This is a genomic window from Bradyrhizobium sp. HKCCYLRH3099, assembly GCF_051167855.1.
GTDB lineage: Bacteria > Pseudomonadota > Alphaproteobacteria > Rhizobiales > Xanthobacteraceae > Bradyrhizobium.
In genome coordinates, this window is the sequence record NZ_JBNPTW010000001.1 from 248,207 (window position 1) to 269,681 (window position 21,475).

24 protein-coding genes are annotated in these 21,475 nt (G+C 65.5%); 7 read left to right on the forward strand and 17 right to left on the reverse strand.

Annotated features, from left to right (window positions below; all coding sequences use genetic code 11):
- Positions 1-108: 108 nt before the first annotated feature.
- Positions 109-2,211 (forward strand): protein-disulfide reductase DsbD family protein, encoded by a 2,103-nt coding sequence (locus ACQR1Y_RS01155; protein WP_434878215.1) that lies wholly within the window; start codon positions 109-111, stop codon positions 2,209-2,211.
- Entirely contained in the window at positions 2,211-2,855 is a 645-nt protein-coding gene (locus ACQR1Y_RS01160; protein ID WP_434878247.1) for a DsbA family protein, read from the forward strand. Before ACQR1Y_RS01155 ends, ACQR1Y_RS01160 begins: the two co-directional genes overlap by 1 nt.
- Positions 2,856-2,870: 15 nt before the next feature.
- Here the strand turns inward: ACQR1Y_RS01160 and ACQR1Y_RS01165 are convergent, their stop codons facing one another.
- The 16 genes from ACQR1Y_RS01165 to ACQR1Y_RS01240 form a co-directional block, all read right to left on the reverse strand.
- Positions 2,871-4,838, reverse strand: a complete 1,968-nt coding sequence (locus ACQR1Y_RS01165; RefSeq protein ID WP_434878214.1) for a methyl-accepting chemotaxis protein — start codon at positions 4,836-4,838, stop codon at positions 2,871-2,873.
- 232 nt (positions 4,839-5,070) lie between these two features.
- Complete coding sequence (locus ACQR1Y_RS01170) at positions 5,071-5,412, reverse strand: rhodanese-like domain-containing protein (protein WP_434878213.1); 342 nt, start codon at positions 5,410-5,412, stop codon at positions 5,071-5,073.
- Between the two features lie 48 nt (positions 5,413-5,460).
- Entirely contained in the window at positions 5,461-6,018 is a 558-nt protein-coding gene (locus tag ACQR1Y_RS01175; protein WP_434878212.1) for a YeeE/YedE thiosulfate transporter family protein, read from the reverse strand.
- Positions 6,019-6,032: 14 nt separating this feature from the next.
- Entirely contained in the window at positions 6,033-6,569 is a 537-nt protein-coding gene (locus ACQR1Y_RS01180; RefSeq protein ID WP_434878246.1) for a YeeE/YedE thiosulfate transporter family protein, read from the reverse strand.
- Between the two features lie 87 nt (positions 6,570-6,656).
- On the reverse strand, positions 6,657-7,757 hold the full coding sequence (locus ACQR1Y_RS01185; protein ID WP_434878211.1) for a YeeE/YedE family protein: 1,101 nt from the start codon (positions 7,755-7,757) through the stop codon (positions 6,657-6,659).
- A 66-nt stretch (positions 7,758-7,823) separates the two neighbouring features.
- On the reverse strand, positions 7,824-8,264 hold the full coding sequence (locus ACQR1Y_RS01190) for a DsrE family protein (RefSeq protein ID WP_434878210.1): 441 nt from the start codon (positions 8,262-8,264) through the stop codon (positions 7,824-7,826).
- A gap of 9 nt (positions 8,265-8,273) precedes the next feature.
- Complete coding sequence (locus ACQR1Y_RS01195) at positions 8,274-9,176, reverse strand: alpha/beta hydrolase (protein ID WP_434878209.1); 903 nt, start codon at positions 9,174-9,176, stop codon at positions 8,274-8,276.
- An 11-nt stretch (positions 9,177-9,187) separates the two neighbouring features.
- The gene (locus ACQR1Y_RS01200) at positions 9,188-9,622 is read right to left on the reverse strand and encodes a hypothetical protein (RefSeq protein ID WP_434878245.1); all 435 of its coding nucleotides are present in this window, start codon (positions 9,620-9,622) and stop codon (positions 9,188-9,190) included.
- 26 nt (positions 9,623-9,648) lie between these two features.
- Positions 9,649-10,452 carry a c-type cytochrome gene (locus ACQR1Y_RS01205; RefSeq protein WP_434878208.1) on the reverse strand — a complete coding sequence of 268 codons (804 nt, stop codon included), beginning with the start codon at positions 10,450-10,452 and terminating at the stop codon, positions 9,649-9,651.
- Positions 10,391-11,674, reverse strand: a complete 1,284-nt coding sequence (soxC, locus tag ACQR1Y_RS01210) for a sulfite dehydrogenase (RefSeq protein ID WP_434878207.1) — start codon at positions 11,672-11,674, stop codon at positions 10,391-10,393. Before soxC ends, ACQR1Y_RS01205 begins: the two co-directional genes overlap by 62 nt.
- Before the next feature lie 5 nt (positions 11,675-11,679).
- Positions 11,680-13,359 carry a thiosulfohydrolase SoxB gene (gene soxB / locus ACQR1Y_RS01215; protein WP_434878206.1) on the reverse strand — a complete coding sequence of 560 codons (1,680 nt, stop codon included), beginning with the start codon at positions 13,357-13,359 and terminating at the stop codon, positions 11,680-11,682.
- A gap of 21 nt (positions 13,360-13,380) precedes the next feature.
- Entirely contained in the window at positions 13,381-14,205 is an 825-nt protein-coding gene (gene soxA, locus ACQR1Y_RS01220) for a sulfur oxidation c-type cytochrome SoxA (protein ID WP_434878205.1), read from the reverse strand.
- A gap of 33 nt (positions 14,206-14,238) precedes the next feature.
- Positions 14,239-14,565, reverse strand: coding sequence for a thiosulfate oxidation carrier complex protein SoxZ (soxZ, locus tag ACQR1Y_RS01225; RefSeq protein ID WP_434878204.1), 327 nt, complete (start codon positions 14,563-14,565; stop codon positions 14,239-14,241).
- A 17-nt stretch (positions 14,566-14,582) separates the two neighbouring features.
- Positions 14,583-15,035 carry a thiosulfate oxidation carrier protein SoxY gene (gene soxY, locus ACQR1Y_RS01230; RefSeq protein ID WP_434878203.1) on the reverse strand — a complete coding sequence of 151 codons (453 nt, stop codon included), beginning with the start codon at positions 15,033-15,035 and terminating at the stop codon, positions 14,583-14,585.
- Between the two features lie 20 nt (positions 15,036-15,055).
- A complete protein-coding gene (gene soxX, locus ACQR1Y_RS01235; RefSeq protein ID WP_434878202.1) occupies positions 15,056-15,499 on the reverse strand; it encodes a sulfur oxidation c-type cytochrome SoxX in 444 nt (147 codons plus the stop codon).
- 125 nt (positions 15,500-15,624) lie between these two features.
- On the reverse strand, positions 15,625-16,173 hold the full coding sequence (locus ACQR1Y_RS01240) for a SoxW family protein (RefSeq protein WP_434878244.1): 549 nt from the start codon (positions 16,171-16,173) through the stop codon (positions 15,625-15,627).
- A gap of 120 nt (positions 16,174-16,293) precedes the next feature.
- Here ACQR1Y_RS01240 and ACQR1Y_RS01245 point away from each other — a divergent pair, with 120 nt between their 5' ends.
- Positions 16,294-17,010, forward strand: a complete 717-nt coding sequence (locus ACQR1Y_RS01245; RefSeq protein ID WP_434878201.1) for a hypothetical protein — start codon at positions 16,294-16,296, stop codon at positions 17,008-17,010.
- Here ACQR1Y_RS01245 and ACQR1Y_RS01250 read toward each other — a convergent pair whose 3' ends face one another.
- Positions 17,011-17,745, reverse strand: coding sequence for a cytochrome c biogenesis CcdA family protein (locus ACQR1Y_RS01250; RefSeq protein ID WP_434878200.1), 735 nt, complete (start codon positions 17,743-17,745; stop codon positions 17,011-17,013).
- A gap of 120 nt (positions 17,746-17,865) precedes the next feature.
- Between ACQR1Y_RS01250 and ACQR1Y_RS01255 the strand changes: the two genes are divergently transcribed.
- The 4 genes from ACQR1Y_RS01255 (at position 17,866) to ACQR1Y_RS01270 (ending at position 21,367) form a co-directional block, all read left to right on the forward strand.
- Entirely contained in the window at positions 17,866-18,255 is a 390-nt protein-coding gene (locus ACQR1Y_RS01255; protein ID WP_434878199.1) for a thioredoxin, read from the forward strand.
- A gap of 24 nt (positions 18,256-18,279) precedes the next feature.
- Positions 18,280-18,630 carry an ArsR/SmtB family transcription factor gene (locus tag ACQR1Y_RS01260; RefSeq protein WP_008960790.1) on the forward strand — a complete coding sequence of 117 codons (351 nt, stop codon included), beginning with the start codon at positions 18,280-18,282 and terminating at the stop codon, positions 18,628-18,630.
- A gap of 139 nt (positions 18,631-18,769) precedes the next feature.
- A complete protein-coding gene (locus ACQR1Y_RS01265; protein ID WP_434878198.1) occupies positions 18,770-19,849 on the forward strand; it encodes a YeeE/YedE family protein in 1,080 nt (359 codons plus the stop codon).
- Between the two features lie 555 nt (positions 19,850-20,404).
- Positions 20,405-21,367 carry a response regulator transcription factor gene (locus ACQR1Y_RS01270; RefSeq protein ID WP_434878197.1) on the forward strand — a complete coding sequence of 321 codons (963 nt, stop codon included), beginning with the start codon at positions 20,405-20,407 and terminating at the stop codon, positions 21,365-21,367.
- Positions 21,368-21,475 lie beyond the last annotated feature (108 nt).

Consider the following 21,475-nt stretch of genomic DNA (forward strand, 5'->3'; position numbering starts at 1 on the left):
TCGCGCATCGAGCGGATCGCGTAGCGCGGCCTCGTCCTCAGGCCGCCTTGCGTCGAACCGCGCGGTACGACCGCTTGAGACATGCGCTGACCGCGCAGGGAGATCATCATGTCCATCCGCCATCCTGGCTGGCTCGGCCTGCTGCTGGGCGCGCTTCTCGTTGCGACGACGGGTGCGAGCGCTGGCGCGTCGCGGCCTCAACCGAACCTCGCCACGCGCCTGGGGGTCGGCGACGTCGCACGCGCCGACAGCGGTGTGACGACGGCCTGGGCCGGCCTCGACGTCAGGCTCGACGCCGGCTGGCATACCTATTGGCGCTCGGCCGGCGACGCCGGCGCGCCACCGGAGTTCGACTGGAGCGGCTCCGCCAATGTCGCCGATGTCACGGTCGAATGGCCGGCGCCACGCCGCTTCAGCGAGCAGGACATCGACACGTTCGGCTATGACGAGCACGTGCTGCTTCCGTTGCGGGTGCGGCTGAAGGATGGAGCAGCGCCCGCGCATCTCAAGCTGAAGGCGGTCCTGTTCGTCTGCTCGATCATCTGCACCCAGCAGGAGACGCAGCTCGAAGCCGACATCCCGGCGACGTCGCATCAGCCGAACGATCAGGCGCTGATCGAGGAATGGCGGCAGCGCGTGCCGCGCGAGTCCGCGCCCGGCGTCTCCGTCACCGCGCTACACATCGAGCGCCAGCCCAAACCGCAGTTGCGTCTCGAGGTCCGGGCGACGCCACCGCTACGCGCGCCCGACGTCTTCGTCGACGGCGACGACGCGGTGTCCGGCGGTCGCGCTCAAGTCAGCAACGGCTCGGATGGCGCCGTCACGATCCATGTGCCGTTGCACGGCCTCGATCAGGCCGCCGCTGGACAAAGGTTGCGGGTTACGCTGGTCGATGGCGACCGCGCGATCGAAGCCACGCTCCCCGTGGACGCTGATGCTGTCGCCGCCAAGTCGGCAACGGCAAGGCCGCAGGCCGCCGCGGCATCGATTTGGAGCATCCTCGGCGTGGCGCTGCTCGGCGGCTTCATCCTCAACTTCATGCCCTGCGTGTTTCCGGTGCTGTCGCTGAAGCTCGTCTCTTTGGTCGACCACGATCCGGCCCTCGCGCCATCACCGCGCCCGGCCTTCCTGGCGACGGCCGCCGGCATCATCGCGTCATTCGTGACTCTCGCCCTCATCCTCTCCGGTCTCAAGGCCGCGGGCGCGGAAGTCGGCTGGGGGCTGCAGTTTCAGCAGCCGGCTTTCCTCATCGCAATGATCGTCGTACTCGCCGCGTTCGGCGCCAATTTGCTCGGGCTGTTCGAGATCCGCCTGCCCTGGTGGATCGCCGGCCGTCTCGGCGGCGCCGCCGGCCGCAACACGATGGCGGGTCACGCCGTCAACGGCTTCGTCATGACGCTGCTCGCGACGCCCTGCTCGGCGCCGTTCGTCGGCACCGCCGTCGCGTTCGCGCTGTCGCGGGCGGCGCCGCAGATCCTGCTGGTGTTCACCGCCCTCGGGCTCGGCATGGCCGCGCCCTATCTGGGCCTCGCAGCAGCGCCGCGCCTGGCCGCGCTGTTTCCTCGGCCGGGCCGCTGGATGCTGACGCTGCGCGCCATTGCGGCGCTCGCGATGATCGCAACGGCATCGTGGCTGCTACGCGTGCTCACGGACATCAGCGGCGTTGCGACCGCGGCCGTGCTCGCCGCCGTCCTGCTGATGCCCGCGCTGATCCTGACGATGCTGCGCTTTCCGGCGCGGCGAACGGTTGCCGGCGCGGGTGCGATCGTCGTGATCGGTCTGGTGCTGACCGCCGCCACCGTGATCAGTCCGCCGGACAGCCCAGGACGGTCGGACGGGATCGCGTGGCAGCCGCTGGTGCCGACGGACATCGCCGCCCAGGTCCGCGCTGGCCGTATCGTGTTCGTCGACATCGGCGCCAGCTGGTGCGTGACCTGCAAGGTCAATGAGACGCTCGTGATCGACAGCACCGCCGTGCGCAACCGTCTCACGTCTGATGTCGTGGCCGTCAGGGCCGACTGGACCTCGCACGACAATACGATCGCAGCGTACCTGCAATCCTTCGGCCGCTACGGCCTGCCCTTCAACGTCGTGTTCGGCCCCGGCGCCCCCGCCGGCATCGTGCTGCCCGAATTGCTCACACCGCAAATCGTGCTCGACGCCATCGACACTGCATCGACCAGCTCACAAAAGGAGACCCCCAAGACATGATGACCAGGAAGACCTTTTCAGCTTCGCTCGCGACGCTGCTGCTGCTCACGTCTGCCATGCTGCCGCTCCAGGCCCGCGCCGAGGATGACGACGGCGACATTCTAAGCGAGGCGCGCATTCTGCGTGATCCCGCCATTCCGGTCATCGGCAACGCCGATGGCGACATCACGATCGTCGAGTATTTCGACTATCAATGTCCGTATTGCCGCAAGATCAGCCCGGACCTCGCCAAGGTGGTGCGCGATGATGGTCACATCCGTTTGATCTTCAAGGACTGGCCGATCTTCGGCGGGCCGTCGATCTACGCGGCCCGCATGACGCTGGCGGCGAAGTACCAGGACAAGTTCGCCGAAGCCCACGAGGCGCTGATCTCGCTCAAGGACAAGCTCTCGGAGGCGAACGCCGACGCCGCGCTTTCGGCCGCCGGGATCGACCTCGCGCGCGCCAAGGCCGATCTGGCCGCCAAAGGCAGCGAGATCGATGCCGTCCTCGCCCACAACCACGAGCAGGCCATGGGCCTGGGCTTCCAGGGCACCCCGGCCTTCATCATCGGCCGCTTCCGCGTGCCCGGAGCGCCCAACGCCCAGGCCTTCAAGCAGGCGATCGCGGATGCGCGGAAGGCTGCGGCGGCGTCCACGAAATGAGCCGGCTCGCCGGCCTCACGCCGCCCTGATGTGAGCGAGGAACTGGTCGACCTCGCTGCGCAGCCGTGTCGACTGCTGGGCGAGCTCACCGGCCGCCGACAGCACCTCGTTGGCAGCATGACCGGTCTGCACCACACCGCTTGTGACGCCTGCGATGTTGCGCGTGACGTCCTGGGTCTTGCCGGCGACGAGGTTCACGTTGCCGGCAATCTCGCGGGTGGCCGCGTCCTGCTGCGCGACCGACGAGGCGATGATGGTCGAGATCTCGTCGACCTCCCGGATCGTGGCGCAGATCAGGCCGATGCTCTGGACGGCGGCCGCGGTCTCGGTCTGAACCGCGGCGATCTGGGCGCCGATCTCCTCGGTCGCCTTGGCGGTCTGGGTCGCCAGCGTCTTCACCTCGCTGGCGACGACGGCAAATCCCCTGCCCGACTCGCCGGCCCGCGCGGCCTCGATGGTCGCATTCAGCGCCAGCAGATTGGTCTGGCTGGCGATCTGGTTGATCAGCGCGACGACCTCGCTGATCTTGCTGGCGGCGATATTGAGCCGTTGCACCTTGTCGTTCGACTGCTGTCCCTCGTCCGCCGCCTTGCGGACGACCAACGACGCACGCTCGAGCGTCTTGCTGATCTCGTTCATCGACGATGACAGTTCCTCGGCCGCCGAGGCGACGGTGTTGACGTTGTCGGATGCGGAGCCGCACGCCTGCGACACGGTCAAGGCCTGCTGCCTCGACTGGTCGATCGTCGCCGACATCGACCGGGCTGTGGCTTCCATCTCGATCGCTGCGGCCGAGACGGCATCGACCACGCCTCGCACGCTGGCCTCGAAACCATCGGCCAACTCCATCAGCATGCGGCGGCGATCCTCCTCGGCGCGGGCCTGCGCCTTCTCTTGATCCGCCTGCAGATCCCGCATCCGGATGGCGTTGTCCCTGAACACCGAGACGGCACGCGCCATCTGTCCGACCTCGTCCTTGCGCTGGGCGGCGGGAACGCGGACATCCAGGTTGCCATCGGCAAGCTCGCGCATGGCGCTCGTCATCTGGACGATGGGACGGGAGATGCCGCGGGCGATCAACAGGCCGGCGAATGCGATCAGCGCGAGACCGGCCAGCGTTGTTCCGATCGCAATGGCGCCGGCGCGATTGCGGGCCTGGATGAACTCGCTGTTGTCCATGACGATCTCGACCGCGCCGATCGGCTTGCCGGAGAAATCCTTGATTGGGCCCAGCAGGGCAACGACCGGCACGCCCTTGAGCTGCCCCTGGCGCGACAGGAAGCCGCCGGCGGATGCCCCCCTATACTCGCCGCCTGCAAAGAACGACGTCTCGCCAATCGTCGTCGCAAACAGCTTGAAGGCCGCGTCGCCAGCCAGGCGAAACGCGACATCGACATTGCGGCTGCGCTTGAATTCGTCGAAGAAGCCCTGGCCGAAGGTCAGCCCGAACTCGACCGAGCCCAGATGCTTGCCCGCGGAGACGATCGGTACCACGCCGCGGAGGCCGAGGCCGGCGACGCCGCCCTCCAGCCCGACGACCGGCTTGCGATCGGTGTTGGCGGCCACGACGGTCTTGCGGAAGCTCGATAGATCGTCGCCAAACTTGGCCGGCTGATGCACGCGCAGAAAGGAAATCGCCGGGGCCGTGTGGAACTGAAACTGATCAACGCCGTAATCGGACTTCAGGCTCGCCATGCCCGCGCCGAACAACCGCATCAAGGCGTCCCGGTCGTTCTGCGCCATGGCCTCCTGGACCGCGGGAATCTTGGCGACGACCGCGCTCATCGCCTCCGCGCGGGTCGACTCCAGTTGCAGGCGCGAATTGAAGGCGTCATATTTGGCGTGGAGTTCGCGTTCATTGGCGCGGTCGATGATGCCGCCAATGATCCACATCGCGACCATCAGCACGAACAGAGCCGTCGCAGCCGCACCGATCACCAGGGACAGAGTGATCCGGGCCCTCAAGCCACCAAGCTTCAGCATGCAATCCTCGACGGTTGACTGGTGCTCGAGTATTGCAGCGGCGGAACTAATTATTCCTGAACAAATAAGCTAATGACGCGGACTGATCAGCAACAAACTGGCGGCGAGACGTCAATTGCGAATAACCTACGACACTCTCGTTGGGAGACAGATAGGCTGGCCGTCCAGCACGCCTCAACCAGGCCGGAGCAACACAACAGATCAGAACATCCCGACCGGTCATCGGTAGCGCCTAGGCGACAGGACCACCGCGTGCGCGCCAGCCGTTCATGCCGCCGGCATAGTGGCGAATGTCCTGCCGGCCCGAGGACAGCGCCCGGCGCAACGCGGTGGCCGAGCGGCCGCCGGCCTGGCAGATCAGGACGACCGGCTTGTCGTGCACGAGGCTGTCCGGATCGAAACGCGACAGCGGATGGTTGATAGCGCCCGGGATATGGCCGCCCTTGAACTCGTGGGGCTCGCGGACGTCGACGATGATGCAGCTGCGCTGCTGATGCGCCTTGACCAACTCGTCATGCTGGATGGCTGGCACGCTGGTCGATCCCGTCAGCTTGTTGAACAATCCTGCCAGCATTGGATGAACCTCTCGACTATCGATGATGGGCAGATCGGGCGAAGCGGCCTAACCTTGCGCGCGCCTCGCCTTGGCCTCCGAAGCCTCAACCCAGAAGAAGAACGCGCCAGCGCCGATCGCGAGCGCGGCGAACCAGACACCATCCGGCACGCCGGTGATGTCCGGCAGCCGCAACTTGCCGAGCGCCCAGACATTCAGGATGTGAACCTTCACCCAGTCAAAGCTGAGCGCATAGAGGATGGCGCCGACGATCATTCCGAAGGCTCCGACCGCCGCATGCACGCTGCCACTGGCGATGGCACCAAGCGCGGTGCCCGGGCAGTAGCCGTAGACCACCATGCCGATGCCGAACAAGGCCGCGCCGAGCGCGACCGCCAGCATGTTGGCGTCCTTGACGTAGTATTTGGTGTTGCCGGTGTCGACCAGCAGCAGCACGCCGATGCCGCCGACCACGATCGCGGTGCCCATCACCTTCAGGACGGTGAAGTCGCGCAACCGGAACTGGTTCTCGATCACGTTGCAGCTCGTGACCTTGCCTTGCTGCAGCAGATAGCCGAACACGGCGCCCATCATGATCGGGCCTGCGATGCTCATCAAAGATGTCATGACCTCTCTCCGTCTCAGGCTTTGCGGAACATCAGGCGCGACACGACCAGGCCGGTCGCAAACATCACCGTCAGGAACAGCCAGCTCGACAGCGCCAGTTGCAGCCCGCCGGATATGCCATGTCCGCTGGTGCAGCCGCCGGCCAGCCGCGCGCCGTACATGATGACGATGCCGCCGAGGAACGCGGCGACGAAGCGTTTGAGCACCGACGGACCGAAGCGCTGCTTCCAGACCTCCGGCACCAGCTCGAGGCGCCACGTTCCCGAGATGATCGCCGACAGGAACGCGCCGAGTGGAATGCCGACAAGGAACCACACGCCATAGTCCCATTTCAGCGGCATCGACTTCCAATAGCTGTTGGCGGCGACGACGTCGGATCCGACCACCGGCGCAGCAAACAGCGAGGCGACGCGGGAAAACGCCGTCGTCACGCCAAGCGGATCGCCGAACCCGGCAAAGGCCACCCAGCTCAAGATGCCGATACCGGCCCCGACCAGATAAGGCGACCAATCGATGGACTTTCTCGCATCTCCGACGACGACGTCGGTCATGATCGTCATGACACCTGTCCTCCCTGCTGGCGCGCGGCGCGCTGCTACCACGCATTATATCCGTACATTCGCACTTGTGAATATAACTTATGATGGCGTCACCGCGCTCGGCAGCATCTCGCCTTGCACCTGTTTGGCTCCGAGCAGCCAGCGGTCGAGGACGAAATCGGTCACGGCCGCGCCGAGCCACATGCCGCCGAGCACGATCCAGGCGGTCAGCGCGAACACCGACGCTCCGGTCACGCCGGCGCCGACGGCGCAGCCTCCGGCCAGCATCGCGCCAAACCCCATGAGGACGGCGCCGATCAGATAGCGCCGCATGCCGCGCCCATCTGAGAAGCCTTCGAGATTGAGCTCGCGGGCCAGCGCCGCGGCGACGAATGAGCCTATGAAGACGCCCGGGATGATGCCGAGATCGAAGCCGGGCTTCAGCTGCTGGCTGGCCAGCACCTGCATGAGGAGCTCGGCGGACGGGCCGCTGAAGGTCAGGCTCTTCAGCGGCACCGGCGCGAACGAGGCCTGGCCGAGCTGATACGTCAGCAGCCAGCCGGCGGCGACCGCCGCGCCGGCGGCCACGGCCGAGCCCATGACCTTCGCGCCGACCTGAAACTTCGACACGGCGGCGAGCCCGGCCACGAACCACAACATGCCGAAGCCGAGCTTCTCGGGCGTGCCGCCGCCGAACAGGCTCATGATGTCGCGCGACGGCCCGCCGTCGACGAGCCAGAGCTTGGTGAGCCACTCGCGCGCCGGCGCGAGCAGGCCATGATAGGCGGATTGCGCGGTCACCGCAAAGATCAGGCCCGACAGCAGTGCCCGCAGATTGCCGTTGGCGGAGAGCACCAGGAGCCGGCTGGCACAGCCGCGGGCCAGGATCATGCCGCAGCCGAACAGGGCGCCGCCGATCATCGCGCCAGAGATACTCCCCTGCTGCGCCAGTTGCCGCGCTTCGGACACATCGAGGAGGCCCATCGCCACCAGCGCCTGGGTGCCGAGCAGCGCCGAGGCGAAGGTGAGGAGCCACACCGCCAGACGCGGGCCGCCCTGTCCGCGGGCGAACTCGATCGTCGCCGCCCGCAGGCAAAAGCGGCTGCGCTGGGCGAAGAAGCCGAACGCGCCGCCGACCGCAAGCCCGCACAGCAGCGACACCAGCTCCTCACCCAACAGGTCGATCAATGCGGTGAGCACGGGCGCTCTCGTCGTTCTGTCTGCCGCTCCACGCGCCGGGCGGCATCGGCTGCGACATACGCGCCGTCACGGGCGCAGATAGGCATATCCGCTCTGTTGCAGCTCGGTGAGGCGCACCACCCCGCCCTTCTCCGCCACCGCGAAGCCGGGCAGGAGATCGTCGAGCTTCACGCCCTGCGCCTTCATGGTGTTGGCGCAGGCTTCGAAACCGACGCTGGCTTTCATCAGCCGCTCCGCCAGCGCCGCGATGGTCTGGTCGGCCGAGATCGCGTGGAAGGCGCGCAAGCCGGGACCGTGGATCACCAGCCGAATGTCCGCGCGCCCCGGTCCACCGATGCCATCGACGTGGTTCTGGATGTTGCCGAGCACGAACAGCGCGCGATCCTGGTCGGCCAGATGATAGGCGACGCGCTGGCGCGGAGACTCCGTCGCGGCCCGGGCGCTACTGACACCCAACATTCCGAACAGGCCGGCAAGCCCGGCTTGCATTAGAGATCGTCGTTCCATGAGTTACTCCTAACGCGCGGCTGCAATGAATCCTGCGATGCGATCTGCGGCATCCTCGGCGGCAAGATCGTGAAAGAAATGATCGGCGTCGTCGATCGTCTCCAGCCGGACACGGCTGCCGGCGCGAGTGGCGAGCGGCGCGAACGATGCGACCACGTCCGGCACGGTCTTATCTTGCGCGGCCGCCAGCACCAGCACCGGGAGATCGAGGTCAGCGATCAGCGCCGCCGTGTCCTGGCGCCGGTCGGCGCGATAGAAGGCGGCGAAGGCGCGCGCGGTCACCTTGGCATCGCGGCAATAGATGAAGCCCGGCACGGACATCCAGTCACCGCCGCGGCCCGCGGACACCGCGGCTTCGGCCTTGTCGAGCAGCGGCGCCAAGGGCTGTCCGTAACTCTCCGCATAGGCTGCCTTGAGGCTGGTCTCGATACCTCCCGTCGCCGGCGCCAGCAGGATCGCGCCCTCGATGGCCGCTTTCGGGTTGGCGACCAGATAGCGCGCGAGTTGATTGGCGCCCCGCGAATGCCCAAGTACGAAAATCCGCGACGAGGTCTTGCTCGCCTCGGCGAGCCAGGCGGCAATCTCTTCGATCGCATCATCCGGCGCGTAGTCATGCGGCTTGGCGCAATCGTACATGCCGGTGCGGCGATCGAGCCCGAGCACGAGGTTGTGCGCCAGCGAGGCGATGCCGCGCTCGGCCAGCGCCTTCGACAGGCCCTGGATCGTCTCCATATCCTTGTGCGCGAGCGTGCCGTGCGTCATCAGCACCAACGGGACATCCGGACCCGACTGCGCCGGCAGCCGGAGCGTGGCGAGCGCCGTACGGCCAGCGATGACGAGCTCGCGTCGCTCCTCCGCAGCGAGCGCGACCGAGGCCACGAGACAGACGACGAGAGCGAGCCACCACCGCATCGCAAACTCCTTCACGGACGCACGATCGTCCAGTTCTTCTCCGACAACTCCAGCAGGGTCGCGACCCCGGTCTTGACGACAGTGACGCCGGCGAGCAGCGGCGGCTGCCGGCCCTCCTTGCTCGCGAGCGTCTCCAAGGTGTTGCCGCAGGCGATGAAGCTCACATTGGGCATCGACTTGGCGAAGCCGAGCACGCGCTCCTTCACCGGCGAGCGGTCGGCCAGCAGCATGTCGAGCCCGCCATTGAACGCGACCACCACGATCTCGACCTCGTCGCCCTCACCCGAATAGTGACGAGAGACGTTGGCAGCGACGTCGAGCACCGCACGCATCTTGGCCGGATCCTCATCGCTGATCTGCAGCGCGAGCCGATGCGGCTCCGCTGCGGTGGCAATCGAAGCAGTCCCGATTGCGCCGAGTGCGACGGATGCGGCCACCAGCAGCATTTGGCGGCGGCTGCATCCGGCCATCGTCATTCGACGCCCCGCGGCTTGCCGTCCTTGTCCTCGGGCGTGACGTCGACGGCAGTCGCACGTCCGGTGATCTTGACCGGCGCGATGCAGTTCTTCATGCACGGGTCCTTCTGCCAGAAGGCCTTCTCACTGGTTGCCCGGTCGTCCATGATGAAGCCGGCCTCGTTCGGCATCTTGATCGTGGCGAGGTTCTTTTCGGTGAGCTCGAAGTTCTGATCGGTGATGACATCGTTCAGATAGAGCACATAGGCGACCAGCGCGTAGTACTCGTCGACCTTCAGCGACTGCGGACTGCCGAACGGCATCGCATGGCGGACGTAGTCGAACAGGGTCGAGGCGTAGGGCCAGTACGAGCCGACCGTCTTGACCGGGTTGTCCGAGGTGAGCGAGCCCTTGCCGCCGGCGAGCACCGGCCAGCGGCCGGCACCCTCGCCGAACTCGCCATGACAACTGGCGCAATTGTCCATGAACAGCTTCTCGCCCTGGGCGACGGTGCCCTTGCCGACCGGCAGGCCCTGCCCGTCCGGCCGCACGTCGATATCCCAGCCGCGGATCTCCTCGACCGTCGGCGCGCGGCCGATGTTGAAGCGCTGCGGCGCATTGGCTTCCGTCTTCGCCTCGGACTTCGGCTCGGACTTTGCCTCAGTCTTTGCCTCAGTCTTGGCCGCGATCTTCTCCCCCGAGCTACCGGCGAGCGCGACCGAGCACGCAAGGGTGGCGAACGCGACTGCAATGATCAGCTTAGGCGACCTCGACATTCTCGACCTCACCGTTTGCCTGCACATGCCAGGTCTGTATGCCATTGTTGTGATAGATGGAGTTGTAGCCGCGCACCTTGCGCAGCTCGGCCTTGGACGGCTGGACGTAGCCCGTCTCGTCCTGCACGCGCGACTGCAGCAGCAGCGGCTCGCCGTTCCAGTCGAACTCGTAGTAGAAGCGCGTCAGCGCCTTATCGAGCACAGGGCCATCGATCCGCGCCGGCCACCAGTTGCGGCCGCCGTCGAGCGACACATCCACGCGCTTGACCTTGCCGATGCCGGACCACGCCAGGCCCGAGACGATCGTAAAGCCCTTGCCGTGCTTGATCGGCGCCTGCGGGCTCGGGCTCGTGATCACGGACTTTGCGTCCATCGACCAGGTGAAACGGCGCGCCTTGCCGTTCGGCAGCAGGTCCGTGTACTTCGATGTCTCCTCGCGGGTGTGCCAGGGCTGATCGCCGACCTCGATGCGGCGCAGCCACTTGACCCAGAGATTGCCCTGCCATCCCGGCACGACGAGGCGCATCGGATAGCCCTGCTCGGGATACAGCGCCTCGCCGTTCATCTTGTAGGCGATGATGCAGTCGTCGAGCGCCTTCTCGATCGGCAGGCTGCGATCCATCGACGCAGAATCGGCGCCCTCGACCAGCAGCCATTTGCCGCTGGGCTTGACGCCGGTCTCTTCCAGAAGCGTGCGCAGCAAGACGCCCGTGTACTGCACGCAGTGGATCATGCCATGGGTGAACTGGCAGCCGTTGAGCTGAGCGCCGCGCCACTCCATGCCGGAATTCGCCGCGCATTCCATGAAGTGGATGCGGTTGACGCGCGGGTAGCGCTTGAGCTCGTCGAGCGACAGCAGCAGCGGCCGCTCCACCAGGCCATGGATCATCAGCCGGTGGTCGGCCGGATCGACCTCGGCGACGCCACCGTGATGGCGCTCGAAGCACAGCCCGTTCGGCGTGATGATGCCTTCCAGCTCATGCAACGGCGTGAAGCTGACCGAGGATTCGCGCGAGGCTGTCAGCCATTCGACGTCGCGGCGGATGACGTCCTTCTCGAATTTCGACGGCTTGCCGTAGGGACGCACGGCGACGCCCTCCCCGAGCGTACGGGTCCATTCCGGCACGTTCGGCGGCTGGTTGGCGGGATTGCCGGCGCCCGCACGCGCCTGCGACGCCAGCGCGGTGGCAGCGAAGCCGCCTGCTGCGGTCAGGAAGCCACGGCGCGACGCGCGAGATACTGAGGAAAGTGATTTGTCCTTGGACATCGTCGTCACACTCCGGAGACTTTGACGGCCCGGTTGGGCTCGAGACGCACGGTTTTCTGGCGCTGCAGATAGCTCGACACGACCTCCCAGATCGGCGGGCCCTGCGTGCCTTCATTGACGCTCGCCCAGCCCGCGACCTGATACTCGCGCGCCGGGTCGATCGCCGCGCCGGTCTTGATCAGGCGCATGTCGGAGATGCGCTGTCCCTGCGGCTTGTTGACGTCGATGGCGTAGGACATGCCGCCGATGCGGACCATGTCGCCGCCCTGCTGGTAGTACGGATCAACGTTGAACAGATTGTCGGCGACGTCCTCGATGATCTCCTTGAGGCGCGTGCCGGTCATGCCCATGCGGTAGACCGCGGGATAGGTGATCGCGGTGGCGTTGGTGACGTCTTCGAAGGTGATGTCCTGGCCCGGCATCACGCTGGTGCCCCAGCGGAAGCCCGGCGACAGCGCGATCTCCGCATCACGCTCCTGCAGCAGCGCCTGGCAGATGAGGTCGTCGAACGTGCCGTTGAAATTGCCGCGGCGGTACAGCAGCGTTTCGGTCCGTCCCAGTGAGCGGCCGAGATCGGCAGCAAACGGCTTGCGCACCTCGGCAATCTTGGCCGCCATCGCTGGATCAGGCGTGATCACGTCGGAAAACAGCGGGATCAGCTTGTACCGATAGCCCTTGACCTCGCCATCTCTGACGTCGAGATCGAGCCGTGATACGAACTTACCCGAGGAGCCCGACGCGATCAGCAAGGTCTTGCCGACCTTGACCGCTTCAGGCAACGCATCATGGGTGTGACCGGTGAGGATGACGTCGAGGCCCTTGACGCGGCTCGCCAGCTTACGGTCGACGTCGAACCCGTTGTGCGACAGCAGCACCACGAGGCCGGCGCCATCCTTGCGAGCCTTGTCGACCTGCGTCTGCACGTCCTCCTCGCGAACGCCGAACGACCAGTTCGGAATCATCCAGCGCGGATTCGCGACTGGCGTATACGGGAAGGCCTGGCCGAGCACCGCGATCTTGACGCCGCCACGCTCGATCATCGTCGAGGCCTCGAACGCCGGCTCGTTCCACTCGGTGTCGCGGATGTTGAGGCCGAGGAACGGAAAGCCGAGTGCGTCCACCGCCTGCTTGACGCGCTCGGTGCCGTAGGTGAACTCCCAATGCCCGGTCATCGCATCGGGCCTCAAGAGCGCCATGCAGTCGATCATGTCCTGGCCGCGGGTCTTCAGCGACGACCACGATCCCTGCCAGGTGTCACCGCCGTCGAGCAGCACAACCTTGTCGCCGCGCTCGGCGCGGATGGCCTTGATGACGGTGGCCGCGCGGTCGAGCCCGCCGATCCGCCCATAGGTCTTGGCGAGCGCCTCGAAATCCTCCGAGGTCAGCGCATAGGCCGACGACGAGCCCGGCGCGATGCCGAAGCGGGTGAGGAACTCCTTGCCGGTGACATGCGGCGGCTGGCCCTTGGCGTCGCCGACACCGAGATTGGTCGATGGCTCGCGGAAATACAGCGGCATCAGCTGGCCGTGAATGTCGGTGACATGCACCAGCGTGACGTTGCCGACCGGCTCGAACGCCAGCAGCTCCTTCTCGGTCAGCTTCTGCTGCGCAAAGGCCCGGGACGTGCCGCCCGTCAAGGCAGCCGCCGCCAATGCGACCTGAACGAATTCGCGACGCGATATCATGATGTGTCTTCCTTGTGTCCGCTAGTTGCGGACCGACGGTGTCTCGACGGGCAGGCCGATGCCGCGCCAGGCGACGTAGAGCTCGAGCGCGAGGAACTCGTCCGACAGCGGCTTGTAGGGCACGCCGCGCACGTCGAACATGCAGCCCTCGAAGCGCTCGTGCAGCGGGATCAGGCGCTGATCGCGCAGCCGGTAGGTCGGAAAGCCGTTGGTCTGGCCCTGGCTGAGGAAGTCGGCGCGCATGAACTTGCCGTTGTTCTTCTCATGGCAGGAAGCGCAGGCGAGATCGAGCTGTCCGACCCGCGTGTAGTAGATCTCCTTGCCCTTCTCGAACCAGGGCGACATCGGACCATCGGTCTTCACCGCCACCGGCATGCCGCGCGACTGGAAGCGGACGAAGGTCGTCATGTCCGTCAGCTCCTTGGACTTGAAGCCCCAAGGCTGCGCCTTCATGTGTTCGCTGCGACAGATGTTGATCTGCTGCTCGAGATTGACCGGCTTGTTGAGCTTCTCGCTCCATTTCGGCATCGCGGCGCCGACGCCCTTCATGGCTGTCTCGGCCTCGCCGTGGCAACTCATGCACGATTTGCCTTCGCTGCCGTCGACCGCCTTCCACATGTCCGCAGCCCGCTCCACCGCGAGGAAGCCCGGGTTCTCCAGGTCATCATCCTGGAGAGCGCGCGTTTCCTTGGTACGGAACTGATAGCCCGAGATGATGGTCTTGAAGACGTGGCCGGGAGGCGCCGGAATGCCCTTCCGTTCCGCCTCCTGGCCGAACACCGCAATGGCCGAGAGTGTCAGCGCGGCCGTGGCCAGGACAGCGAGAGAACCGTAGCGAATGGACATTCGTCACTCCCCGTAGCGATCGCACGCGGCCGGTCAGGCTTTCAACGCGATCTTTTCCTCGGCCGTCACCACCGAGCCGTCATCATCCGTCCAGGCGAACTTGAAGGTGCCTTCCTCGTCGATCCGGGCGTCGAACTGAATATACGGATTGGCGGAGATCGCCGGCTCCAGCACGCAGGAGAACACCGGCTTGCCGTTGAACTCGCACGCGAACTTGTTGATGATCTTACGTGGGATCGGCTTGCCCTGCGCATCCTTGCGCTGGCCCGATTCCATCAGATGCGAGACCAGCGTTTTGATCTGGATGATCTCGCCCTTCTTGGCTTCCTTCGGAAGCTTGATCCGCGGCTTGTCTGCCATGTCTTCTCTCCCCTGTCTCAGCCGCCGCAGCCGCCGATGGTGACCTTGACGGTCTTGCGCTCGGTGAACAGCGAGCCGTCGCTCATCTTGGCGACCGCGATCACGTTCTGGGTCTGCGCCAGGCGGATCCGGATCGAGGCCTCGGCCTTGCCGGACATCGGCGTGAACATCAGCGTCGCGACGCCAGCGTTCGGATTGCCGTCGGCCACGAACAGCACTTCCTTGACGTAGTTGTCAGCCGTCATCGGGCTCTCGATTGAGAGCGCGAGCGGCACGGTGTTGCCGTTCTCGGCGATCTCAGGCAGATCGAGCGCGATCTTGCCCTTCGTGGCTTCCTTGCCGCCGGTGAACTTCTTGATCATCTCGGCCGCGTCATTGCTCGGCTCGGCGTTGGCGGCCATCGGCAGCACCGTCAAGGCGACGAAGCCGCCGCCGAGAAGGAATGCCTGTCGTCTGTTGATTGCGCCCATGCATCATCCTCCAGAGGCGGTTATTTCAATGTTTCGAGATAGGCCACGACGTCCTCGACCTGCGCGGCGGTGAGAACCGGCTTGCCGACAAACTCGGGACGCACGCGATTGAGGCCGTCGTTCTTGTGGAAGGCGGGCATCACCGTATCGGTGAAGATCCGCTTGGGATCGGCAACGATGAGGCGCAGCTGCGCCGTGTTGTAGCGGGTCGCGACGCCGTCGAGCGATGGACCGAACTCGCCGTGAAACTCCTCGGACTTCAGAGAAGACACCTGATGGCAGGCGAGGCAATTGCCCAGCGTTCGAGTCAAAAACACTTTCTTGCCGGCACCGGCATTGCCGGGCGTTCCCGTCAATGATTTCGGAATGGCGTAGTCGACGACATCGAGCCTGATCGGCTCGTCACCTCGCGCGGTTGCCGAGAGCAACGCGCAGAACAAGGCGGCCGGAATCAAACGGCGCATGCTTCCACCCTGACCGACGAGGCTTCCCCTCGCCTGCTGATGCAACGGACTTACGGCCCGTCATATTCACGAATTATGATTTGATAATGTGATTGAAGTCAACGGAAATCGATGTCGCAGTGCACTCAACCTCTGGAGGCGGCGAGATAGTCGCGAAACGTGCCGCGCTCATAGGCCTTGTCGCGCACGAAACGGAACATCGCCAGGAAATGCGGCGGCTTGAGATAGCCCGGCGCGCGAGCCACCTCGCGCGCGAGCGGCTCCTTGGCGGCGACGCCGTCCGCAGACGGCGGAAAGAACTGGAAAGTCGGCGTGAACCTGATGGCGTAGCGCTCGGCCAGTTCCTTCTCGGTGAGCTCCTTGCCGTCGAAGTCGGTGACCTTGCGTGAGCCGAGCAGATTGAGCTGCAGCACCTCGAAATTCGCGCGGATGTAGTCGGTGATGAGGGGATCAGCGAAATTCACCAGATGCGTCTCGCGGCAATACGGACAGCCGCGCAGCTCCCACATGATCGCGAGCCGCTTGCCTTCCGATGCAGCGCTGTCGAGATCTTCGCGGAGATCGAGGAAGCTGTTGAGGAACCACGACTGATGATAGAGCCCGTCGTCGCCGAGCACGGCATCGGCGCGCGCCAGCGTCGGCATGGCACCGAGGACAGCAGCGGCAGGTACCATGGCAACCAGTTCGCGCCGCGACATCATCGGGTTCGAAGTCATGAGCCTGCCCGCGCTTTGCCAAATCTCTCGAAGTTCGATACACCATATTCGAATAATAGAATGTGAAAAGGACATTCGATGCTGCGCCGCGCCATCATCCTGTCCCTCGCGCTGTCGTGTCTCGCCCCAAGCGTCGATCTGCAGGCCGCCGAGAAAGCGGACATCGCGGCGATGATGCCGGCGGCGATGGCCAGCCTGCGCGCGGCTGCGAGCTATGCGCGGACCGGCAACATCGGCCTTGCGCAGATCGAGCTCGACGATGCCCGTCGGGCCTGGGCAAAGCTCGGCGGACTGACCGCGCGCGCGGCGGCCCCCGATTCCAACCCGTCGCTTTCGGAGCTGATCACGGGCGGAAGCGATCGCCTGAGCAAGGCTGACGCGGCGCTGGCCTCAGGTGATGGCGCCCGCGCCGCGGCGGACATCGCCGCGCTGCGCCAGTCGATCCACGCCCTGAGGCGCGATGCGGGCGTCATCGAGCTCAGCGACTGCGTGTTCGAGCTCGTTCCCGTCATGAATATCTTGCGCGACGCCGCGGCACGGTTCTCCACGACCAAGGCAGGACCTGGCGAGGTCGTCGAGGCCGGCGCCGCCCTGCGCGCGCAGTTGCAGCGCTGCAACGGCCTCGCCACGCCGGACGTTGCAAGCCAGGCCGAATTCCGCCGCCTGATCGACGGCGCCAGCTTGAGTGCCCAGGAGATCGGGCGCGCCGCGCGCGAGGGCGATGCCGGTCTCGTGCATCGCTACGAGATCGAGCTGCAGTCCTTCGTCAACCTGCTCGACTTCCGCTATGGCTGATCAGCCGATGGTGGCGAGCGATGGAAAGCGCTCGAAGATCCATTCCGACATCCGCGGGATGACGCCGGCGAGAAAGGCTGCGCCGGTAAGGACGAGAAATCCGCCCATCGTCTTCTCGACCAAGGGCAGATGCGGCTTGATCCCCTTCAGCATCGTCATGAACTGTCCGGTGAAGGCGGCCGCGATCAGGAACGGGATTCCCGTGCCGACCGAATAGGCCGCGAGCAGCAGCGCGCCCTTCCCCACGGTCGCCTCCGCGCCGGCCATCATCAGCACGGCGGCGAGCACCGGCCCAGCGCACGGCGTCCAGCCGAAGGCGAAGGCCAGCCCCATGACGAACGCGCCGAGCAGGCCGGCCGGCTTGCGGCCGACGTCGATCGTCGCGCTGCGGTACAGCAAGGGAATCCTGAGCACCCCGAGAAAATGCAACCCCATCGCAATGATGACGAGCCCGGCGACGATGCCGAGCTGGCTGAGATGGCCGGCGATGAAGCGCCCGAAGACGGAGGCTGTCGCCCCCAGGCCGATGAACACCAGCGAGAAGCCGGCGACGAAGCACAGCGCCGTCAGCACCGTCCGCCGCCGCTGGACCATGCCGCTCTCGGTGATCGTATCGGCCGCCGAGACGCCGGCCATGTAGCACAGGAACGGCGGGACGAGCGGCAGAATGCAGGGTGACAGGAACGACAGGAGGCCGGCGGCAAGCGCAGCGCCGAGCGTGACGTCGAGATCCATCTCACCTCCCCCGCGACCAGTGCTGCGGCCCCATCTGCATGGCAGGCTTCGGAATTCACACACTGGTACATATTCGAATTTAATGATAGATTGGCGGGCAAGTCCAGAGAGGATGGCGGCATGTCGGGTCAAATCACCATTCGCAGGCTCGCAACGCTGGCATCTGCCGCGGTCGCTTTGCTGTGCCTGTCGGCCCCGCTCCTCGCCTCCGAGCTCGTGATGTTCGAGCGCCCCGGCTGCGGCTGGTGCGCCCGGTTCAATGCCGAGATTGCGCCGATCTATGCCAAGACCGACGAAGGCCGCGCCCTTCCGCTGCGGCGGGTCGACCTCACCCGGCCGCTGCCGGCGGATCTCGCCGGCATCGACCCCGGCGCCTTCACGCCGACCTTCGTGGTGCTCGACCACGGCCGCGAGATCGGCCGGATCCGCGGCTATCCGGGCGAGGCATTCTTCTTTGGGCTGCTCGGCCGCCTGATGAATGCTACAAGCGGGACGCCGCCCCGCTCCTGACCGACAATCGAGGATCCCAAATTCATGCCGCTGCCGAAGTTGAAGGACATCGAAACCTCCGCCGAGCTCGAGCAGATGATCGAGAAGGCGCGCGAGGCCAGCGAGATGCTGAAGGCGCTGTCCCACGAGTCCCGGCTGCTGCTGCTGTGCATTCTCTCCGAGGGCGAAAAATCCGTCACCGAGCTCGAGCAGTTTCTCGGCGAGCGGCAGTCGACCGTCTCGCAGCAGCTCGCCCGTCTCAGGCTCGACCGGCTGGTGACAACGCGGCGCGACGGCAAGACGATCTATTACAGTCTCGCCAGCGAGGACGTGCGCAAGATCCTGACCGCGATCTATGACGTCTTCTGCGAGCCGGTCCGCAAGCGCCGCCGCTGACCGTCTCTGCGCTGCGAGATCGTCGGCCGCATCAGAAGCAGGCGGCCGCAAGCGCTGGTATCGGACTGCGGAAGAGTTCTGGCTTTGCCAACAATCCTGGCGCACAATCGCCCGGACGCGAACAAGGACATCGGGAGGAATGCTCAGTCCGTCAGCAATGACGTTCCTATGCGGGCTGCTGGCGGGCGCCGTGCTCGGAGTCGCCGGCCGTGCGGGTCGTTTTTGTACCCTCGCGATGCTCGAGGACGCATTCTTCGGCGCCGATACGCGGCGGCTCAAATCCTTCGCCCTGGCAGCGGCCTCGGCACTGGTTGCGACCCAGCTGCTTGCCAGCTTCGGCCTCGTCGATCTCTCCCGTTCGATCTATCTGACCGCCTCGATTCCGCTCGGCGGTGCCATTCTCGGCGGTTTGCTGTTCGGGATCGGCATGGCGCTGGTCGGCACCTGCGGCTTCGGGACTCTGGTGCGCATCGGCGGCGGTGATCTGCGCGCGATCGTCGTCTTTCTCGTGCTCGGCGTCTCGGCGCTGGCGGCGATGCGTGGTCTCACCGGATTCGTGCGCGTCGGTTTGATCGAGCCGCTGTCGGTGCATCTGCCGGAGACGATGAACCAGGGCATGGACACGCTGCTATCCGCGGCCATCGGCTCATACGCGCGGCCTGTCATTGTCTCGGTCGCTGCCGTGGCGCTCGCGGCCTGGGCGCTGGCTGATGGCCAGCTGGTCAGGTCGCCCCGCCTGCTGTTGTCGGGCCTCGCCGTTGGCGGCGCGGTCGCCTTCGGCTGGTTTGCAACCGGCTGGCTCGGCCATGATGATTTCGACCCCGAGCGGGTGGCCTCGCTCACTTTCGTCGCTCCGCTCGGCAACACCGTGCTCTACATCGCCACGCTCTCGGGCAGCCACGCCGACTTCGCGATCGGCTCGGTCGCCGGCGTCATTCTGGGATCGTTCGTGGCGGCCATGTTCTCGCGCGTCTTCCGCTGGGAAGCCTGCGACGACGCCCGCGAGCTGAAGCGCCACATGACCGGCGCGCTCCTGATGGGCACCGGCGGCATCATGTCGATGGGCTGCACCATCGGCCAGGGCCTCTCCGCATTCTCGACGTTGGCGCTGTCCGCACCACTGACGATGCTCGCGATCAGCTGCGGCGCGCGGCTTGGCCTAGAATACACGATGACCGGCGAATGGCGACCGGCGCTGCGCAGCCTGCTGCGGATCTAATTGGTGACAACCGGTATTTGTTATGCGCCGTGGACCAATTCGCCCTCAACCGTCCGGGAAGAGAGTCTTTGCGCGCTGATCGAGCGCCCAGAGCCTCAGGGCTTTCGAAGATGACTGCCTTTCGCCGTGGACACGAGGCGGCCGCGCGGGCTTTGAAGCAGGGCCTGCCATGTTTGCCGTCACTGCCGACACGTCGGCTTCGATCTTCATCCGGCCGTAGAGTAGCGCCAGTAAGTGCAGAGCAGCTTAAGGCCACGAGGCCGAGCGGCAGCCCCGATGCCGACGGTCATTGGGCCATGACCGGTCTTTCCCAAAGCAAATAAGTCCAGCTTGAAAGCTGCGCGAGATAGATCTGGCGATTTCCTGGGCGTAACGGTTCATCCGGTGTGCTCTTGAGCTGCTCTGACATCACACTGCCTAGTGTTAGCTCATGCAGCATCGGTTTTTAGCGCCGGCCCGCATCAGAGGCCTTGGCAGCCCGCAAAAAGGCTGGTTCAATTTGCATGGCATTTGCATGATCCTCGCGAGATCACCCGTCCGGTCTGAGACCCCGATATGGAAGCTCGAGCCGATCTTAGGACATTCAGCGCGTTCGTTCTCGAGCTGTACGAGCGCAGTCAGGTGCTTGATCCCGTCGATCTCCTGCATTGGAGCATCGACAGCCTCGGTGCCACAACGGCGTGCGACGCCAATTGGGGGGGCTGGGCCGACCTCAGTTACGACGCCATCGAGATCTGCGGCTCGGTCTCGCGCAACCTGCCGCCCGACTTCGTGAAATTCTGGTCCGACATCAAGCACGAAGATCTGCTTGCCCGTGACTTCATCGAGACCGGTTGCGCATACCCGACCTACAGCCGCCAGGGGACGCGGCATACCCCAGGAATGGTGGCGCTGTCCGACCGGTACAACATCGACAAGTTTTCGACCATCGTGGTCGACAACAAGCGACTGCCCGTGATGCTGTTTATGTCCTGCTACCGGAGCGGCCGCTCAGCACGGCCACTCGCCGAGGACGAACTCAGATTTTTGCGCGCGGCACTGGACCATGTGGAATTGGCCGTCGAGCGCAAGGCGCTGGGTGGGCCAGACGGGAAGCATCTTCTGGTCAATGAGAGCGGCCGTGTGCTGGCCGCTTCACCGGAAACGCTTCGCGCCCTGCGCGATGTCTGGCCTGGCTGGAAGGGAGACCGTCTGCCGGCCCGGCCGCCGCGGCATTCGTCGCGGCAGATCGTGTCGATCGAGAAAGTCCGCTTCGAAATCCAGCTCGCATCTCAGCTGGCGGACCCGCACCTCTATTATGTCCGCCTGCTCGGCAAGGACCCTTGTGACAATCTCACATTGCGCGAGCGGCAGATCGTCGCCCATATCGCCGATGGCCTGACGCATAAGGAAATCGCCCGACATCTCGGCATCTCGCCGGCAACGGTGCGCAATCATACCCAGGCGGTGCTGACCAAGCTCGGCGCCCGCAACAAGGCCGCGCTGCTCAAACTGATCCATTCCGCGGCCGCCGGCTGAACCGCGAGCCATTCGCCCTGCCCTAATGCATCTGCATCATACCGGGGTCCCTTCCGTCGCCGTACCGTGACGATCGCTGATGATCGAACGCAGGTCAGGACAGGACAC

Coding starts and splice junctions, on each gene's coding strand:
- soxC (WP_434878207.1), bottom strand. CDS start 11,674: ATGTCCAAGGACAAATCACTTTCCTCAGTATCTCGCGCGTCGCGCCGT.
- soxX (WP_434878202.1), bottom strand. CDS start 15,499: ATGCGCCGTTTGATTCCGGCCGCCTTGTTCTGCGCGTTGCTCTCGGCA.
- ACQR1Y_RS01250 (WP_434878200.1), bottom strand. CDS start 17,745: ATGGATCTCGACGTCACGCTCGGCGCTGCGCTTGCCGCCGGCCTCCTG.
- soxA (WP_434878205.1), bottom strand. CDS start 14,205: ATGTCCATTCGCTACGGTTCTCTCGCTGTCCTGGCCACGGCCGCGCTG.
- soxY (WP_434878203.1), bottom strand. CDS start 15,035: ATGGGCGCAATCAACAGACGACAGGCATTCCTTCTCGGCGGCGGCTTC.
- ACQR1Y_RS01170 (WP_434878213.1), bottom strand. CDS start 5,412: ATGCTGGCAGGATTGTTCAACAAGCTGACGGGATCGACCAGCGTGCCA.
- ACQR1Y_RS01205 (WP_434878208.1), bottom strand. CDS start 10,452: ATGGCATACAGACCTGGCATGTGCAGGCAAACGGTGAGGTCGAGAATG.
- ACQR1Y_RS01175 (WP_434878212.1), bottom strand. CDS start 6,018: ATGACATCTTTGATGAGCATCGCAGGCCCGATCATGATGGGCGCCGTG.
- ACQR1Y_RS01160 (WP_434878247.1), top strand. CDS start 2,211: ATGACCAGGAAGACCTTTTCAGCTTCGCTCGCGACGCTGCTGCTGCTC.
- soxB (WP_434878206.1), bottom strand. CDS start 13,359: ATGATATCGCGTCGCGAATTCGTTCAGGTCGCATTGGCGGCGGCTGCC.
- ACQR1Y_RS01265 (WP_434878198.1), top strand. CDS start 18,770: ATGCTCAGTCCGTCAGCAATGACGTTCCTATGCGGGCTGCTGGCGGGC.
- ACQR1Y_RS01155 (WP_434878215.1), top strand. CDS start 109: ATGTCCATCCGCCATCCTGGCTGGCTCGGCCTGCTGCTGGGCGCGCTT.
- ACQR1Y_RS01260 (WP_008960790.1), top strand. CDS start 18,280: ATGCCGCTGCCGAAGTTGAAGGACATCGAAACCTCCGCCGAGCTCGAG.
- ACQR1Y_RS01240 (WP_434878244.1), bottom strand. CDS start 16,173: ATGGTACCTGCCGCTGCTGTCCTCGGTGCCATGCCGACGCTGGCGCGC.
- ACQR1Y_RS01200 (WP_434878245.1), bottom strand. CDS start 9,622: ATGCTGCTGGTGGCCGCATCCGTCGCACTCGGCGCAATCGGGACTGCT.
- ACQR1Y_RS01245 (WP_434878201.1), top strand. CDS start 16,294: ATGCTGCGCCGCGCCATCATCCTGTCCCTCGCGCTGTCGTGTCTCGCC.
- ACQR1Y_RS01270 (WP_434878197.1), top strand. CDS start 20,405: ATGGAAGCTCGAGCCGATCTTAGGACATTCAGCGCGTTCGTTCTCGAG.
- ACQR1Y_RS01180 (WP_434878246.1), bottom strand. CDS start 6,569: ATGACCGACGTCGTCGTCGGAGATGCGAGAAAGTCCATCGATTGGTCG.
- ACQR1Y_RS01190 (WP_434878210.1), bottom strand. CDS start 8,264: ATGGAACGACGATCTCTAATGCAAGCCGGGCTTGCCGGCCTGTTCGGA.
- ACQR1Y_RS01255 (WP_434878199.1), top strand. CDS start 17,866: ATGTCGGGTCAAATCACCATTCGCAGGCTCGCAACGCTGGCATCTGCC.
- ACQR1Y_RS01195 (WP_434878209.1), bottom strand. CDS start 9,176: ATGCGGTGGTGGCTCGCTCTCGTCGTCTGTCTCGTGGCCTCGGTCGCG.
- ACQR1Y_RS01165 (WP_434878214.1), bottom strand. CDS start 4,838: ATGCTGAAGCTTGGTGGCTTGAGGGCCCGGATCACTCTGTCCCTGGTG.
- soxZ (WP_434878204.1), bottom strand. CDS start 14,565: ATGGCAGACAAGCCGCGGATCAAGCTTCCGAAGGAAGCCAAGAAGGGC.